Genomic DNA, 13,825 nt, shown 5'->3' with positions numbered 1-13,825 from the left:
TTGTCATGATTGAAATCAACTGGGGTGCGCCCCTGTCTCTTGTCGTTTCGCCCGAAGGCGATGTGCAGAACTTCACCACCATCGAACAGGCAGCCTGGTGGCTGCGCCGCAAATGGCCCGTCCGGGACGAGGCGCGCCACCGCGCCCAGGCCCAGGTTCAGGCCGCGATGGATTGCCTTGTGCCCGTGGGCGCCGCCCGCATCGCCTTTTTGCAGGCCGCGCAATCGGCGGGCTTTACCCCCCGGGTGGCCTAACCCGCCTGAGGGACCCCGCCTTAAGGACCCGGCGGTCGATCTGGTCCGGTGCCTTGGTTCCAAATGGCCCTTGGCGTGACCGTCGTCCTTTCCCTCAACGCGCGCAACCCGTTTCAGGTTACATAACTGCGCTTACCGGTGTTAACCTGCCCTTGCCCCGCGTGGCAGACCTGTCATCCTGCCCCCAAACCGGAGGCTTTCGTGACCTGGACCGCCTATCTTGACGCGCATCAGTCGCGCTTCATTGCCGAGCTGATGGACTTCATCGCCATCCCCTCGGTTTCGGCCGACCCTGCCCATGGCGCCGACATGGTGCGGGCGGCGGAGTGGGTGGCCGGGCGCCTGACCGCGGCCGGTCTGGACCACGCGCGGGTCATCGCGACCAAGGGCCATCCGGTCGTGGTCGCCGATTGGCTTCATGCCGGGCCGGACAGGCCCACGGTCCTGATCTATGGCCATTTCGACGTCCAGCCGCCCGAGCCGCTGGAGGCCTGGACCTCGCCGCCCTTCGTCCCTGAAATCCGCGACGGAAGGGTCTATGGCCGCGGTGCCTCGGATGACAAGGGCGGGCTGATGACGCCGATCCTGGCTTGCGAGGCCCTGCTTGCCCAGGGCGCATTGCCGGTCAACGTGAAATTCTTCGTCGAGGGCGAGGAAGAGATCGGCTCGCCTTCGATCCCGGATGCGGTGCGGGCCTTGGCGCATGAACTGGCCGCCGACATGGTCTTTTCCGCCGATGGGCTGCAATGGACCCCCGATCAACCGCAGATCCTTGAGGCGCTGAAGGGCATCGTCAAGCTGGAGCTGGTGGTAAAGGGGCCGCGGGCGGATCAACATTCTGGGCTTTACGGCGCGGGGATCGCCAATCCGGCCATGGCGCTGGCGCAGATCCTGGCCAGTTTGAAATCCACCGATGGCACGATCACCGTCGCGGGGTTTTACGACGATGTCATCGACCTGACCCCCGAGGACCGCGCGGCCATCGCAGCCATCCCCCATGACGAGACCGCCTGGCTGGCCGAGACTGGCGCCCCTGCGGCGGTCGGCGAGCCGTTCTATACGACCCGCGAAAGGCTTTGGGCGCGGCCCACGATCGACATCAACGGTCTGACCTCGGGTTGGCAGGGGGCGGGGTCAAAGACCGTGCTGCCCGCCGAGGCGCGGGCCAAGATCACCTGCCGGCTTGTCCCGGTCCAGACCCCAGAGGGCGTCCACCGCCGCATCGCCGACCATGTCGCAGCCCATTGCCCGCCCGGCGTGACGGTCGAAACCCGGTTGATCCCCGGCGGCGCCGACCCCCTGATCCTGCCGCGCGGCCACAATGCGGGGGCCGTGGCCGAATCCGTCCTGACCGAGGTCTATGGCCGCGCGCCCTATCGCGCCCGTGTCGGCGGCTCGATCCCGATCCTGTCGACCTTTCGCGATGTGCTGGGCCTGCATGCCGTGGTTCTGGGCTTCAGCCATGATGATGAAAACCTGCACGCCCCGGACGAGTTCTTTCGGCTAAAGGCCTTTCGCCGCGGGCAAGAGGTCTATGCCCGGCTGCTGGAACGACTGGGCGCCTGACGCTGCGAGATCAGCGAGCACAGGACCAGTTGCATCAGATGATAGATCATCAGCGGCAGGACGATCAGCGACAGGTCCCCATCGGCAAAGATCAGCCCGGCCATGGGCAGGCCGGTCGCAAGGCTCTTGGTTGATCCGCAATAGACCAGCGCCAGCACATCGCCGCGCGGCAGGCCCGCCGCGCGTCCACTCCAGACCGTCACCGCCAAAACGACGCCGAACAGCGCCAGGCACAGGGCCAGCGTGATCCCCAGGGCGCCCGGCGTCATCCGCTGCCAGATGCCGCCCACCATCCCGGCCGAAAAAGCGGAATAGACGATCATCAGGATGGACCCGCGATCCAGCACCATGACCGGCCCCTTGTGCCGCGCCAGCGTCGCGGACAACCAGGGCCGCGCCAGCTGCCCCGCCGCAAAGGGCAACAGAATCTGCTGGCTGATGGCCCAGACCGTTTGCAGATCGACCCCATGGCCCGAACTTTGCGGAATGGTCAGCGCCAAAAGCGCCGGCGTCAGCCCCACCGCCAGAAGGTTGGAAATCGAGGCCGCGCAGATCGCCCCGGCCACATTGCCCCCCGAAACCGAGGTGAAGGCGATCGAGCTTTGCACCGTCGAGGGCAGGCAGCCGATGTAAAGGAACCCCAGCCCCATGGCAGGTGGCAGCATCGTCGCGGCCAGCGGACCAAGCGCCAGGCCCAAGAGCGGGAACAGCCCGAAGGTGCAGGCCAATATCCCCAGTTGCAGCCGCCAATTGGTCAGGCCCTGCAGGATATCCCGCGTCGGCAGCTTGGCGCCATAAAGGAAAAACAGCAGCACGATGGCCCAGAAGATCACCCGCTTCAGTCCAAGGGCCGCATCTCCCGACACCGGCAGGACCAGGCCCGCCGTCACCGTCAGGATCAACAGCATCATATAGCGGTCAACGCCGATCCGGCGCAAAGCGGTCTCCAATCCGGTCAGCATCTGGCCCTCATCCTGCGGTTGGCCCCTTTTAGCCCGCAGCGCCGCCAAGAGCCACAGCCAAGCGGCGCCGCAACGGGATGCCACTTGCCGCCAGTGGCCGCGCGAACTAAGGTCTGAAAACTTGACGCCGGACCATCCCGGCCGCTTTCACCGGAGCCTCGTTTTGACCATTTCCCGCAACTACGATGCCGAACTTCAGGACACGGCGGATCACCGCTATGCCTATGATTTCGACTTCGACGTCATGCACAAATACATGGTGCGGGCCTTTCAGCCCCTTTTGCGGCCTGGCTCGATGCTGGAACTTGGCAGTTTCAAGGGCGCCTTCACCAAGCGGCTCTTGCCGCTGTTCGACGATATCTCTTGTGTCGAGGCCTCGGGCGAGGCGATTGCCGAGGCGAAACAGGCGCTTCCCGCCCGCGTGACCTTTCACGAAGGCATGTTCGAGACGATCCAGCTGCCGCGCCGTTATGACAATATCGTCCTGACCCATGTGCTAGAGCATCTGGACGACCCGGTCGGCGTGCTGACCCGCATCCGCCAAGAGTGGCTGACCGATACCGGGCGGCTGTTTCTGGTCTGCCCCAACGCCAATGCGCCCTCGCGCCAGATTGCGGTCAAGATGGGGCTGATCACCCATAACGCCGCCATCACCCCGGCAGAGGCCGCCCATGGCCACCGCATCACCTATAGCCTGGACACGCTGGAGCGCGACATCCGCGCCGCCGGGATGCCCATTGTCCACCGCTCGGGCATCTTCTTCAAGGCGCTGGCGAATTTCCAATGGGATCGGCTGATGCAGACCGACATCATCTCGGACGCCTATCTGGATGGCTGTTACATGCTGGGTCAGCACTACCCGGACCTGTGTTCCAGCATCTATTTCGTCTGCGAAAGCGGCAGGTAAGGGGCACCATGGTCGGGCAACCAGCGCCAGCGGAAAGCCGCTAGACCATGGCCCCGGCGCTTCGGGATCGCAGCTTTGCCGACGAGCCCGTCAAGGTCTCGATCTGCTGCATCGCCTATAATCACGGCGCCTATATCGCGCGGACGCTGCAGGGCTTTCTGGATCAGCGCTGCGATTTCCGGGTCGAAGTGGTGATCTATGACGATGCCTCGACCGATGACACGGCCGCGGTGATTGCGGATCATGCCGCCCGCCACCCGACGATCTTTCGCACCATGCTGCAGGGCGAGAACCTGTTTTCCAAGGGCGTGAACCCCTATTTCGCTCATGTCTTCCCGGCGGCGCGCGGCGACTTCATCGCGATTTGCGACGGGGATGATTATTGGGACGACCCCGACAAGCTGGCCCTGCAGGTCGCGGCGCTGGAATCCGATCCGGCCCTGGTGCTGACCTATGGCGCGGTGCAGGGTGTCGATGATGCGGGGGCGCCCCTGGCCTATGTCGGCGGCGTCGAACAGAACCTGACCGGGACCGAGCTGAAACGCGCGCCGTCAATCAACACGCTGACCGCCTGTTTTCGCAACATATTCCGCGGCAAACCGGTGCCCCTGTATATCCGCACCGCGACGATCGGCGACCTGATGGTCTGGGGGATGCTGGGTCATCACGGTGGCGGGCGCTTTCTGCGGTCGTTGAAACCCGCGCATTACCGGTTGCGGGCTGGGGGGCTGATCTCGATGCAGGGGCGCGAACAGCAGATCATGTTGACCGCCGTGGCGCAGATGCATCTTGCGGCCTGGCATGCCGATCAGGGCGACCGCGCCGCATCGCAAGATTGCCTGCGCGCCATGGCTTTCCTGTTCAACGCCACCGGGCGCGGGCGGCTGGACTATACCGGCCCCGATGGCGCCCCGCCTCCGCCGCGCCGCAAACGTGGCTATTGGGAGGTCCGCTGGCTGTCGCTGCGGCGCAAGCTCTTTGGCACCTGAACTGGCCAAAGCCCGCGAAGGGCGCTAGATAGGGCGAAATGCGAGGGCGACCGATGACCAAAGACATTTTCGTGACCAAACCTTCCTTGCCGCCCCTGTCGGACTTCATCCCCTATCTGGAGAAGATCTGGGCCAATGGCATCCTGACCAATGGCGGCCCCTTTCATACCGAGCTGGAACGGCGGCTGTGCGACTATCTGGGCGTGCCCTTCATCTCGTTGTTCAACAACGGCACGATTGCGCTTGTGACCGCCCTTCAGGCGCTTGCGGGCGACGGAGAGGTCATCACCACGCCGTTTTCCTTTGTCGCCACGGCGCATGCGGTGCTGTGGAACGGCCAGACCCCGGTTTTCGTCGATGTGGAACCCGACAGCCTGAACCTGGACCCCGCCAAGGTCGAGGCCGCCATCACCCCCCGCACCACCGCCATCCTGCCGGTGCATTGCTATGGCAACCCGGCCCGCGTGCAGGAGCTGGCCGCGATTGCGCGCCGTCACGGGCTGAAGCTGATCTATGACGCCAGCCATGCTTTCGGGGTGAATGACGCCACGGGCAGCGTGTTGAATCACGGCGATCTGTCGACGCTTAGCCTGCACGCGACCAAGGTGTTCAACACCTTCGAGGGCGGGGCGATCATCAGCCACTCGGCCGAGATGAAGGACCGCATCGACAAGCTGAAGAACTTTGGCCATGACGGCGAGGTCTCGGTGGTCGCCACCGGCATCAACGGCAAGATGAGCGAACTGAACTCGGCCGTGGGCCTGGCGCAGCTGGGCCATATTGACGGGTATCTGGCGCGGCGGGCCGAGATTGCGACGCTTTATCGTGCCGGGATCGACGGGATCGCGGGCCTGGATTACCTGTCGCCCGCTTTGGGGGGGACGCGGCCGAACCATGCCTATTTCCCGATCCTGGTGCAGCCCGACTATCCGATCAGCCGCGACGAGCTGTTTCGCAAGATGAAGGCGCAGGGCGTCCATCCGCGGCGCTATTTCTATCCGCTGATCACCGAATTCGAGATGTATCGCCGGCTGCCCTCGGCTTCGGCGGTCAATCTGCCGGTGGCGCGGGTCATGGCCGACCGGGTCCTGTGCCTGCCTATCTATCCCGACCTGACCGATGGCGATGTGGCCCGCGTGCTGGACCTTTTGCGGGCGGGCTGATGATGACGCCCCCGATGAAGATGGCGATCAAAACGGCGGTGATGCAGCCCTATTTCCTGCCTTATCTGGGGTATTTCCAGCTGATCGCGGCGGTGGATCGTTTCGTCATCTATGACCGGATCAAGTATACGAAAAAGGGCTGGATCAACCGCAACCAGATGCTGTTGAACGGGCGTGCGGCGATGTTCACCCTGCCGCTGGCCAAGGGGTCCGATGATCTGGACATCTGCGACCGCGCCTTGGCTGGCGATTTCGACCCGGCCAAGCTGGCGGCCCAAATCGCGGGCGCCTATCGCCGCGCGCCAGAGTTCGCGCCCACCATGGCGCTGATTGAAGCCATCTTGCACCGCCCCTCGGTGAACCTGTTCGACTTCATCGCCCATTCGATCCGTGCGGTTTGTGGGCATCTGGGGATCACGACGCCGATCCTGGTGGCCTCGGAGGTCGAGGGGGCAAGCAGCCTGACCCATGTCGACCGCGTCATCGACCTGTGCCTGAAGACCGGGGCCGAAGTTTACGTGAACCCTCCGGGCGGGCGGGTGCTTTACAACGCCGACCAGTTCCGCCCCCATGGCCTGACGCTGAAATTTCTGGACCCCCGCCTTGACCCCTATCCGCAATTCGGCGCGCCTTTTGTGCCTTATCTCTCGATCCTGGATATCTTGATGTTCAACCCGCAGGACCAAGTCCGCATGATGTTGGGGGCCTATGACCTTGCCGACTGACCCTTTCCGCTGGCAGAAACTGGGGCTGGTCTTCAACGCCCGGGCCTACCCTGACCGCCCCTGGCTGCGCGAGTTCGCCCAGGCGCCGGCCAGTTTGATCCTGAACGACGCGGTCCGCATCTATTTCTCCTGCCGCCCGCCCGCCGACGCCAATGGCCAATATGTCAGCCGTTCGGCCTGGGTGGATCTGGACCGCGGCGACCTGACACGCATCCTGCGGGTGGCCGATGAACCCATCCTGTCGCTGGGCGATCCCGGCTGTTTCGACGAATTCGGCACCTATCCGGTGTCCGTGATCCCGGTGGGCGACCGCCTGCGCGCCTATTTCGCCGGTTGGACGCGCTGCGTCTCGGTGCCCTTCAACGTCGCCATCGGCGTGGCCGAAAGCACCGATGGCGGGGCGACTTTCACCCGCCTCGGCCCCGGCCCCGTGATCCCCTATTCGCTGGACGAGCCCTTTGTGATGTCCGGCCCCAAGATCCGGTTTTTCAACGGGCTGTATCACCTGTTTTACATCGCCGGATCGAAGTGGAAGATGGTCGCAGGCCGCCCCGAGCCCGTCTACCGCATCCGCATGGCGAGTTCGGTCGATGGGCTGACTTGGGTGAAACACGGACGCAACCTGATCGACACCGCGGTCGAGGACGATGAGGCTCAGGCCTCGCCGGATGTGATCTATGCCGGTGGGCGCTACCACATGTTCTTTTGCTATCGTTACTCCGAGGGCTACCGGGGACATGCCAAGGGCTATCGCATCGGCTATGCCCATTCGACCGACCTGCAGACCTGGACCCGCGACGATGCCCGCGCGGGACTGCTGCCCTCGCCCGAGGGGTTCGATGCCGAGATGGTGGCCTATCCCCATGTCTTCACCGTCGATGGGGCGACCTATATGGCCTATCTGGGCAATGGCGTCGGCCGTGAGGGCTTTGGCCTTGCCCGGCTGGAAGGGAGCCTGTCATGATCGCGCAAAGATTAGGTCGCATCTTTGACCCCTTGGCCCATACCCTGCCCTGCGGCGCCAAGGAATTCGCCCAAAGCCCCCAGGCGCTGGAGTTTCCCGACTTTACCCGCGTCTATTTCTGCGCCCGATCGGTGGACGATCAAGGCTTCCGCGCCCAGGTGGCCTTTGCCGATATGACCAAGGATTTCGCGCGCGTGCTGCGGGTGTCATCCGCGCCGGTCTTGCCTTTGGGCGACCTTGGCACCTTTGACGAACACGGCATCTTTCCGTTCAGCCCGATCCGCAAGGACGGCCAGGTTTGGGCCTATACCTGCGGCTGGAACCGCCGCGCCTCGGTCTCGGTCGATACCGCCGTGGGTCTGGCTGTCAGCGACGACGGAGAGAGCTTCCGCCGCCTCGGCCCCGGCCCGATCCTGGGGCCGTCCTTGAAGGAGCCCTTCCTGGTCGGCGACGCCTTTGTCATCCAGGCGCAGGGCCGCTTCCACATGTGGTATATGTTCGGCCAACGCTGGAAGCGCGAAACGCCCGAGGCCGCGCCCGACCGCGTTTACAAGATCGGCCATGCGGTGTCGGATAACGGTGTGGACTGGGTCAAAGAGGACGGCATCCAGATCCTGCCCGACCGGCTTGGCCCCGATGAATGTCAGGCCCTGCCCAGCGTGCTGCACTATGGTGGGCGCTATCACATGGTGTTTTGCTTCCGTGAGGTCCATGGCTTTCGCACCGATCCGACCAAGGGCTATCGGATCGGCTATGCTTGGTCCGCCGACCTTGTCACCTGGACCCGCGACGATGCGGCCCTGGGGTTGACCGGGACCCCGGGCGATTGGGACAGCGACATGCAATGCTATCCCAACCTCTGCCTGTCGGACGGGGAGCCTTACCTGCTTTACAACGGCAATGCCTTTGGCCGCTTCGGCTTTGGCGCGGTGCGGTTGTCGTTGTGAGCCGGGCAGCGAAGATGGGGGCGGCGGATATCCTGCGCCACCTGCAGGCCTGCGACACAGGCTTTTCCCCGCGGCTTTCCACAAGGGTTGACCTGACCGCCTATGCCGAGAAACTGGCGGCCCAAGCCCTGTGCTTTGCCCATGGGGAGGGCGCTTTGGTGGGTCTGGTCGCCGTCTATGCCAACCAGCCCCCCCGCGCTTTCATCAGCAATGTCAGCGTCTTGCCCGCGTATCAGGGGCAAGGCATCGCCCAGGCGCTGATGACACAGGCGCTGGACCATCTGCGGGGCATGGGGTTCACCGACGTCGCACTAGAGGTCGCGGAAGACGCCCTGCCCGCCCGCAAGCTTTACACGCGGCTGGGGTTTCGCGGGTCAGATGTCATGGTCCTGAACCTGGGCCAGGATGCGCCCCTTGTAAGCGATCCCCGCCTCTAGGCAGCGCTCTTCGGCCATCGTGTCGGCGTTCTGGCCTGCGCCGGCGATCAGGCTCCAGATCTCGGCGGCGGGGGGCGCGATCCGGGGTTCGGACACCGCGCGGGCGGCATGCAGCCACAGCGTCAGCCCATCCGAGACCTCATAATCCCGCGCCTTGCGCAGCGCGGCAATCCTTGTCAGCGTCGTGGTGATGAAACGTTTCAGATCGACCGGCTTCCAGGTGGCCATCGTCGTCAGGTCGCGCCCCTCGGACAGGGAAAACGCCGCCCAATACCAACCCGCCGCGGCCTGAGCCTCCAGCTGATGCGGCTTGGCGCTGGACAGGCGGTCGGCCCAATCCTGCGCCTCGTCGACCAGGGCCTGCACCGTCTTTTCCGCTTTCCAATCGGCAAACATCCGGCGGTCTCCCTGATCTACAACCCTGCTTTACAAGGCGATCTCTACCGCGCCCAAGGGCCGTGAACAACAGGCGAGGATCTGCCCGGCCGCGATCTCGTCATCGGAAATCCCGCCGTTGTGGACCATCGTGACCTCTCCGGCCGTCTTTTGCACCTTGCAGGTGCCGCACAGGCCGAAGTTGCAAGAGGACGGGATGTTCAGCCCGGCCTTTTTCGCCAAGGCCAGCACGGTTTCGGTGCCGTCGCTGGCCATGACCTTGCCCGAGGGCGCGAATGTGACCTCTGCGGCGGCGGGGGCGGGCGCGGTGACGGGGACGGCCTCCAGCGTGGGGGCCTGAAAGCTTTCCTCGTGATAGCGCGCCATGTCATAGCCCAAGGAGGCCAGCATCTGCCGCACCGACCGCATGAAGGGCTCGGGTCCGCAGCAGAAAACCTCACGCTCCAGATAATCGGGCGCCATCAGGCCCAGCATGATCTGGCTAAGCCGCCCGCGAAAGCCCGACCAGACCTCGAAAGGATCGACCTCTTCGACGGTGAACCGCAGTTGCAGCCCGGGGGTGCGGGAGGCGAATTGCTCCAGGCGGCTTCGAAAGATGATGTCGGCGGGTTTCCTTGCCGCATGAACAAAGGCGATGTCGGGCTGTTCGCCCGAATCCCAGGCCCAGGTCGCCATCGACATCATCGGCGTGATCCCCGATCCGGCCGAGATGAACAGATACTTCGCCGCCCGGTGCCGGTGCAGGGTGAACAGCCCCGCCGGGCCATGGGCCTTCAGCCGCATCCCGGGTTTCAGGTCGGACACAAGCCAGCGTGACCCCACCGAATCCTTCTGCGCCTTGACCGTGATCGAAATCGACAAGGGCCGCGAGGGGCTGGAGGAGATCGTATAGGTCCGGCTGACCCCCACCGGCAGGTCAAAGGTCAGGAACTGCCCCGGTTGATAGTCGAACCAGGCCCCCGAGGGCGCGCGGAAGGCAATCGTCGCCGTATCCGCGGTCTCGGGAATGACCATGGTGCATTCCAGCTCTTCGCTGTCATTCCAGGGGGCGGCGGTCCAGTTCTGACGCTGTCCCATCGCTTACTCCGCTGCCAAGGTCAGGGGCGCGGTCGCCTTGCGCATCGTCGCCAGATACCAGTCGATGAACTGGATCACGCCGGACTCTTGGCGCGCCGAATAGGGGCCGGGCTCATAGGCCGGAGAGTTGATGCCGAACTGGTTTTCCTCGACCACGCGGCGGTCTTCGTCGTTGGTATTCTCCCAGACCTCTGTCAGGCGGGTCAGGTCATAGTCGCGGCCCTCGACGGCGTCTTTGTGGACGAGCCAGGTGGTCACGACCTCGGTTTCCGTCGGGCTGATCGGCAGAACACGGAAGTTCAGCACATGGTCGGACAGAAAATGGTTCCAGGTGTTCGGATAGTGGAAGAAGAGCAGCGATCCGGCATTGGCAAAGGGCATCCCCGGCAGTTTCGGCGCGGCCGCCTTGCCGTCCATCGTATAGCTGACCGCATCGCCGACAAAGGGGATGCGCACCAGACGCCATTGGTCGTCCGCATCGATCACATAGCGTGAGGGCAGGCCGGCCGCCTCGCAGCGGTTCACATGGGCGGCACCAGCGGGGGACGACAGGCTGTCATCGGCCCCGACCAGATCGGGGTTGTCGTCGAAGGTGCGGCACAAGGACGGGTGAGAGCCCGCACAGTGATAGCACTCGCGGTTGTTCTCCAGCACCAGCTTCCAATTGCCGTTCTCGACGATCTTGGACTGGAAGGCGACCTTCAAGTCTTTGATGCCATGGGGGGCGGTATAGCGGTTGGCCTCGGCCTTGACAGGGGTGAAATCGGGGGCCACCTCGGCCAGGCAGACAAAGACCATCCCGGCGGCGGTGTCGCAATGCAGCTGTTTCAGCCCGTGTTTGCTGGCGTCAAACTCCGGCCCCATGTCGCGGGCCCACAGTAGGCGGCCGTCGGTCTCATAGGTCCATTGGTGATAGGGGCAGACCAGCTTGACCGAGGTCCCCGAGGGCTTGGCGCACAGCCGCTGGCCGCGGTGGCGGCAGACGTTGTGGAAAGCGCGGATCGCCCCATCGGCGCCCTTTACGATGACCACCGGATAGGCGCCCAGCTGCAGCGTCACATAGGCGCCGGGCTTGGCGAACTCTGCCTCTGGGGCGGCAAAGATCCATTCCTGATACCAGATATGGGTCAGATCGGCGTCAAAGATCGCGCGGTCGGTGTAAAACGGACGCTCCAGCGCATAGCCGGAACGCTGGGCAGCAAGGAGGGGGGCAATCTGGGTCATGTCAGGTCCGCGGGTTGACGATTTGGCACCTATGCTGGGCCGCAAGGGGGCGGGGTTCAAGGGCAGAAAGACTCGACAAAAGGATTAGCTGGACTTATGTCTTGGGCAGTGTTCCCCGCCGGAGTCCGCCCATGACCTCGTTGCGCCGAAACCTGTCATCGCTGAACCTGCTGTCGACCTTTGAATCGGCGGCGCGCTTGGGCAGCTTTACCCTGGCCGCCGCCGAATTGCGGGTGACGCAAGCCGCCGTTAGCCAACAAATCAAGACGTTAGAGCGTGAGATGAACACCGCGCTGTTCCTGCGCGCCCATCGCAGGGTGACGCTGACCGCGGCGGGTCAGGCGCTTGCGGGGGTGGTCGGCGCCGCGTTCCAAGCCATGTCCGAGGTGATCGAGACCATCCGCCGCCCCGAAAGCCCCGATATGGTCGCCGTGGGCGTGACCCTGGCCTTCAATCAGTTCTGGCTTATGCCAAGACTGCCTGATTTCCGGGCAAGGCACCCAAAAATCAAGCTTCGGCTGGTCGCTGATGACACGGCGATGGATCTGCGCCCCGCCAGGCTTGACATCGCGATCCGCTATGGAAAGCCGCCGTTCGAGGACGCGATCTCTCACGCCTCACGGGGAGAGGAGGCCTTTCCGGTCTGCGCCCCCGCTTTGCTGACACGGCTGGGACTGGCGCCCGATACAAGCCTGGACCAATTGCCGCTGATCGCCTGCGACATGGTCAACCCGGCCTGGATGCCCTGGCGGTCCTGGGCGCGGGCCTTGTCGCTTGGGCCGGGGCTGGAACGCCGGGCCGAGGAAAGCCCGCTGCGGTTCAACCACTATTCCGACACGGTGCAGGCGGCCTTGAACGGCGAGGGGGTGACGATGGGCTGGGGGGTTCTGTTGTCCGAACATCTGGCGGCGGGGCGGCTGGTGCGGGTGGGCCGCGACCTTGTCACGCCCGAGGCGCGCTATCACCTGGTGACGCCGCGCGGGCAGGTGCTGTCGCCCGCGACCCAAGCCGTGCTGGACTGGCTAGTTCAGGGCTTGGCGGGGGGCGAAAAGCCGCTCGGCCTCGAAGTCGAAGAAGTGCTGGGCGGCCAGCGCCGCCGCCCCGCGTGACCAGGAATCCGCCTGCCAGTCAAAGATGACCGGCGGCCGGGCATCGTAGCACAGCGCATGGGCTGCGGCCTGGAGCCCTGCGCGGAAGCGTTCGCCAAAGCGGACGCCCTCGCCACCCAGGATCACGACATCGGGATCGGTGACGGCCAGGACCGGCGCAAGCAGACGGCCAAGCCCCGCGGCGGCCTCGTCGATCAGCGCCTCGGCCCCCGGGTCGCAAGCCGCCAGCGCCGCGGTCAGGTCGCCCGGGAAACGGGCGGTGATCGCGGGTTCGGACCAATAGACCTGCGCGCACCCCCGCCGCCCACATTCACACAAGGGGCCCATGGGGTCGATGGTGATATGCCCGATCTCTCCGGCCCCGCCCCGCGCACCGCGATGCACCGCGCCTTCGGTCAGAAAGGCCGCGCCCAATCCTGCCCCCACCGCCACGGCCAGAAGGTTGCCATGGCTTTGCCCCGCCCCGAACAGGTGTTGCGCCAGGGCAAAGGCATTGACGTCGTTGTCCACCCAGACCGGCACATCGACCGCCGCGGCCAGCATCTGACCCAGGGGCACGTCCTGCCAGCCAAACCGCGCCAGCCGCAGGCAATGGCCCCGCCCATGGTCGTAACTGCCCGGAAGCGCCAGGCCCACGCCGACCAACCGCGCGGCCCGGGTCGCGGCTTCGGGGACCAGCGCGCGCACCACCCGGGCCACATGGGCCACCACGGTTTCGGGCCGCGTGTCCGGGATCGGATGGAAGATCCGCTGCAAGGGCGCGGTCGACAGATCGGCCAAAACCGCCTCCAGCCCCCCCGCCGTCAGCTTCATCCCGATCGTCAGCCGCGCGGCGTAATTCACCGACACCGGGATCGGCCGCCTTCCACCAGTTCCCGGGCCACCCGCACCCCTGACCGCTTCGCCCTCTGTCACCAGACCCTCGGCCAAAAGGTCCGCCATGACAAACGTCACCGCCGCAGGCGACAGCCCCGAGCGCTGCGCCAGTTCCGCCCGACTAAGAGCCCCCGCCCGGCGCAGAAGGTTCAGCATCAACCGCCGGTTCATCGCCCGCGCCGTCTGTTGGTCGCCCTTGATCCGCATCGCGCCCTCATTCTTTACTAAC

Annotated in this window: 15 protein-coding genes; 10 read left to right on the top strand and 5 right to left on the bottom strand. The window is 65.0% G+C overall.

The window, feature by feature from the left end:
• Positions 1–5 precede the first annotated feature (5 nt).
• Positions 6–254, top strand: coding sequence for a DUF982 domain-containing protein (locus tag NX862_RS16245; RefSeq protein ID WP_264494990.1), 249 nt, complete (start codon positions 6–8; stop codon positions 252–254).
• 201 nt (positions 255–455) lie between these two features.
• The gene (locus NX862_RS16240) at positions 456–1,820 is read left to right on the top strand and encodes a dipeptidase (protein WP_264494989.1); all 1,365 of its coding nucleotides are present in this window, start codon (positions 456–458) and stop codon (positions 1,818–1,820) included.
• Here the strand turns inward: NX862_RS16240 and NX862_RS16235 are convergent.
• Positions 1,787–2,782: a bile acid:sodium symporter family protein gene (locus NX862_RS16235; protein ID WP_264494988.1), complete on the bottom strand. Its 996-nt coding sequence runs from the start codon at positions 2,780–2,782 to the stop codon at positions 1,787–1,789. The two genes, NX862_RS16240 and NX862_RS16235, sit on opposite strands and share 34 nt — an antisense overlap.
• Positions 2,783–2,945: 163 nt before the next feature.
• On the opposite strand from NX862_RS16235, the gene NX862_RS16230 reads away from it, so the two are divergent.
• From NX862_RS16230 to NX862_RS16200, 7 genes are read left to right on the top strand one after another with little or no spacing between them, the layout of a single operon-like run.
• Entirely contained in the window at positions 2,946–3,689 is a 744-nt protein-coding gene (locus tag NX862_RS16230; RefSeq protein WP_264494987.1) for a class I SAM-dependent methyltransferase, read from the top strand.
• A 47-nt stretch (positions 3,690–3,736) separates the two neighbouring features.
• Complete coding sequence (locus NX862_RS16225; protein ID WP_264494986.1) at positions 3,737–4,678, top strand: glycosyltransferase family 2 protein; 942 nt, start codon at positions 3,737–3,739, stop codon at positions 4,676–4,678.
• 53 nt (positions 4,679–4,731) lie between these two features.
• The gene (locus NX862_RS16220) at positions 4,732–5,841 is read left to right on the top strand and encodes a DegT/DnrJ/EryC1/StrS family aminotransferase (protein WP_264494985.1); all 1,110 of its coding nucleotides are present in this window, start codon (positions 4,732–4,734) and stop codon (positions 5,839–5,841) included.
• 20 nt (positions 5,842–5,861) lie between these two features.
• Positions 5,862–6,566 carry a WbqC family protein gene (locus tag NX862_RS16215; RefSeq protein ID WP_264494984.1) on the top strand — a complete coding sequence of 235 codons (705 nt, stop codon included), beginning with the start codon at positions 5,862–5,864 and terminating at the stop codon, positions 6,564–6,566.
• Positions 6,550–7,530, top strand: a complete 981-nt coding sequence (locus tag NX862_RS16210) for a glycoside hydrolase family protein (protein ID WP_264494983.1) — start codon at positions 6,550–6,552, stop codon at positions 7,528–7,530. Before NX862_RS16215 ends, NX862_RS16210 begins: the two co-directional genes overlap by 17 nt.
• Positions 7,527–8,477, top strand: a complete 951-nt coding sequence (locus NX862_RS16205) for a glycoside hydrolase family protein (RefSeq protein ID WP_264494982.1) — start codon at positions 7,527–7,529, stop codon at positions 8,475–8,477. Before NX862_RS16210 ends, NX862_RS16205 begins: the two co-directional genes overlap by 4 nt.
• The gene (locus tag NX862_RS16200; RefSeq protein ID WP_264494981.1) at positions 8,474–8,914 is read left to right on the top strand and encodes a GNAT family N-acetyltransferase; all 441 of its coding nucleotides are present in this window, start codon (positions 8,474–8,476) and stop codon (positions 8,912–8,914) included. The genes NX862_RS16205 and NX862_RS16200 overlap by 4 nt, the downstream gene beginning before the upstream one ends.
• On the opposite strand, the gene NX862_RS16195 is transcribed toward NX862_RS16200, so the two are convergent.
• The 3 genes from NX862_RS16195 to NX862_RS16185 are packed head-to-tail and all read right to left on the bottom strand — an operon-like array spanning position 8,852 to position 11,611.
• A complete protein-coding gene (locus NX862_RS16195; protein ID WP_264494980.1) occupies positions 8,852–9,310 on the bottom strand; it encodes a hypothetical protein in 459 nt (152 codons plus the stop codon). The genes NX862_RS16200 and NX862_RS16195 overlap by 63 nt on opposite strands.
• Positions 9,311–9,340: 30 nt before the next feature.
• Complete coding sequence (locus NX862_RS16190; protein WP_264494979.1) at positions 9,341–10,387, bottom strand: FAD-binding oxidoreductase; 1,047 nt, start codon at positions 10,385–10,387, stop codon at positions 9,341–9,343.
• A gap of 3 nt (positions 10,388–10,390) precedes the next feature.
• Complete coding sequence (locus tag NX862_RS16185; RefSeq protein ID WP_264494978.1) at positions 10,391–11,611, bottom strand: aromatic ring-hydroxylating oxygenase subunit alpha; 1,221 nt, start codon at positions 11,609–11,611, stop codon at positions 10,391–10,393.
• A gap of 131 nt (positions 11,612–11,742) precedes the next feature.
• On the opposite strand from NX862_RS16185, the gene NX862_RS16180 reads away from it, so the two are divergent.
• Positions 11,743–12,720 (top strand): LysR substrate-binding domain-containing protein, encoded by a 978-nt coding sequence (locus tag NX862_RS16180; protein ID WP_264494977.1) that lies wholly within the window; start codon positions 11,743–11,745, stop codon positions 12,718–12,720.
• Here the strand turns inward: NX862_RS16180 and NX862_RS16175 are convergent.
• Positions 12,634–13,803: an ROK family protein gene (locus NX862_RS16175; protein WP_264494976.1), complete on the bottom strand. Its 1,170-nt coding sequence runs from the start codon at positions 13,801–13,803 to the stop codon at positions 12,634–12,636. The genes NX862_RS16180 and NX862_RS16175 overlap by 87 nt on opposite strands.
• Between the last annotated feature and the right edge of the window lie 22 nt (positions 13,804–13,825).

This window comes from Stagnihabitans lacustris (assembly GCF_025950525.1).
Taxonomy (GTDB): domain Bacteria; phylum Pseudomonadota; class Alphaproteobacteria; order Rhodobacterales; family Rhodobacteraceae; genus Stagnihabitans.
This window is presented reverse-complemented; position numbering and strand designations above follow the sequence as displayed.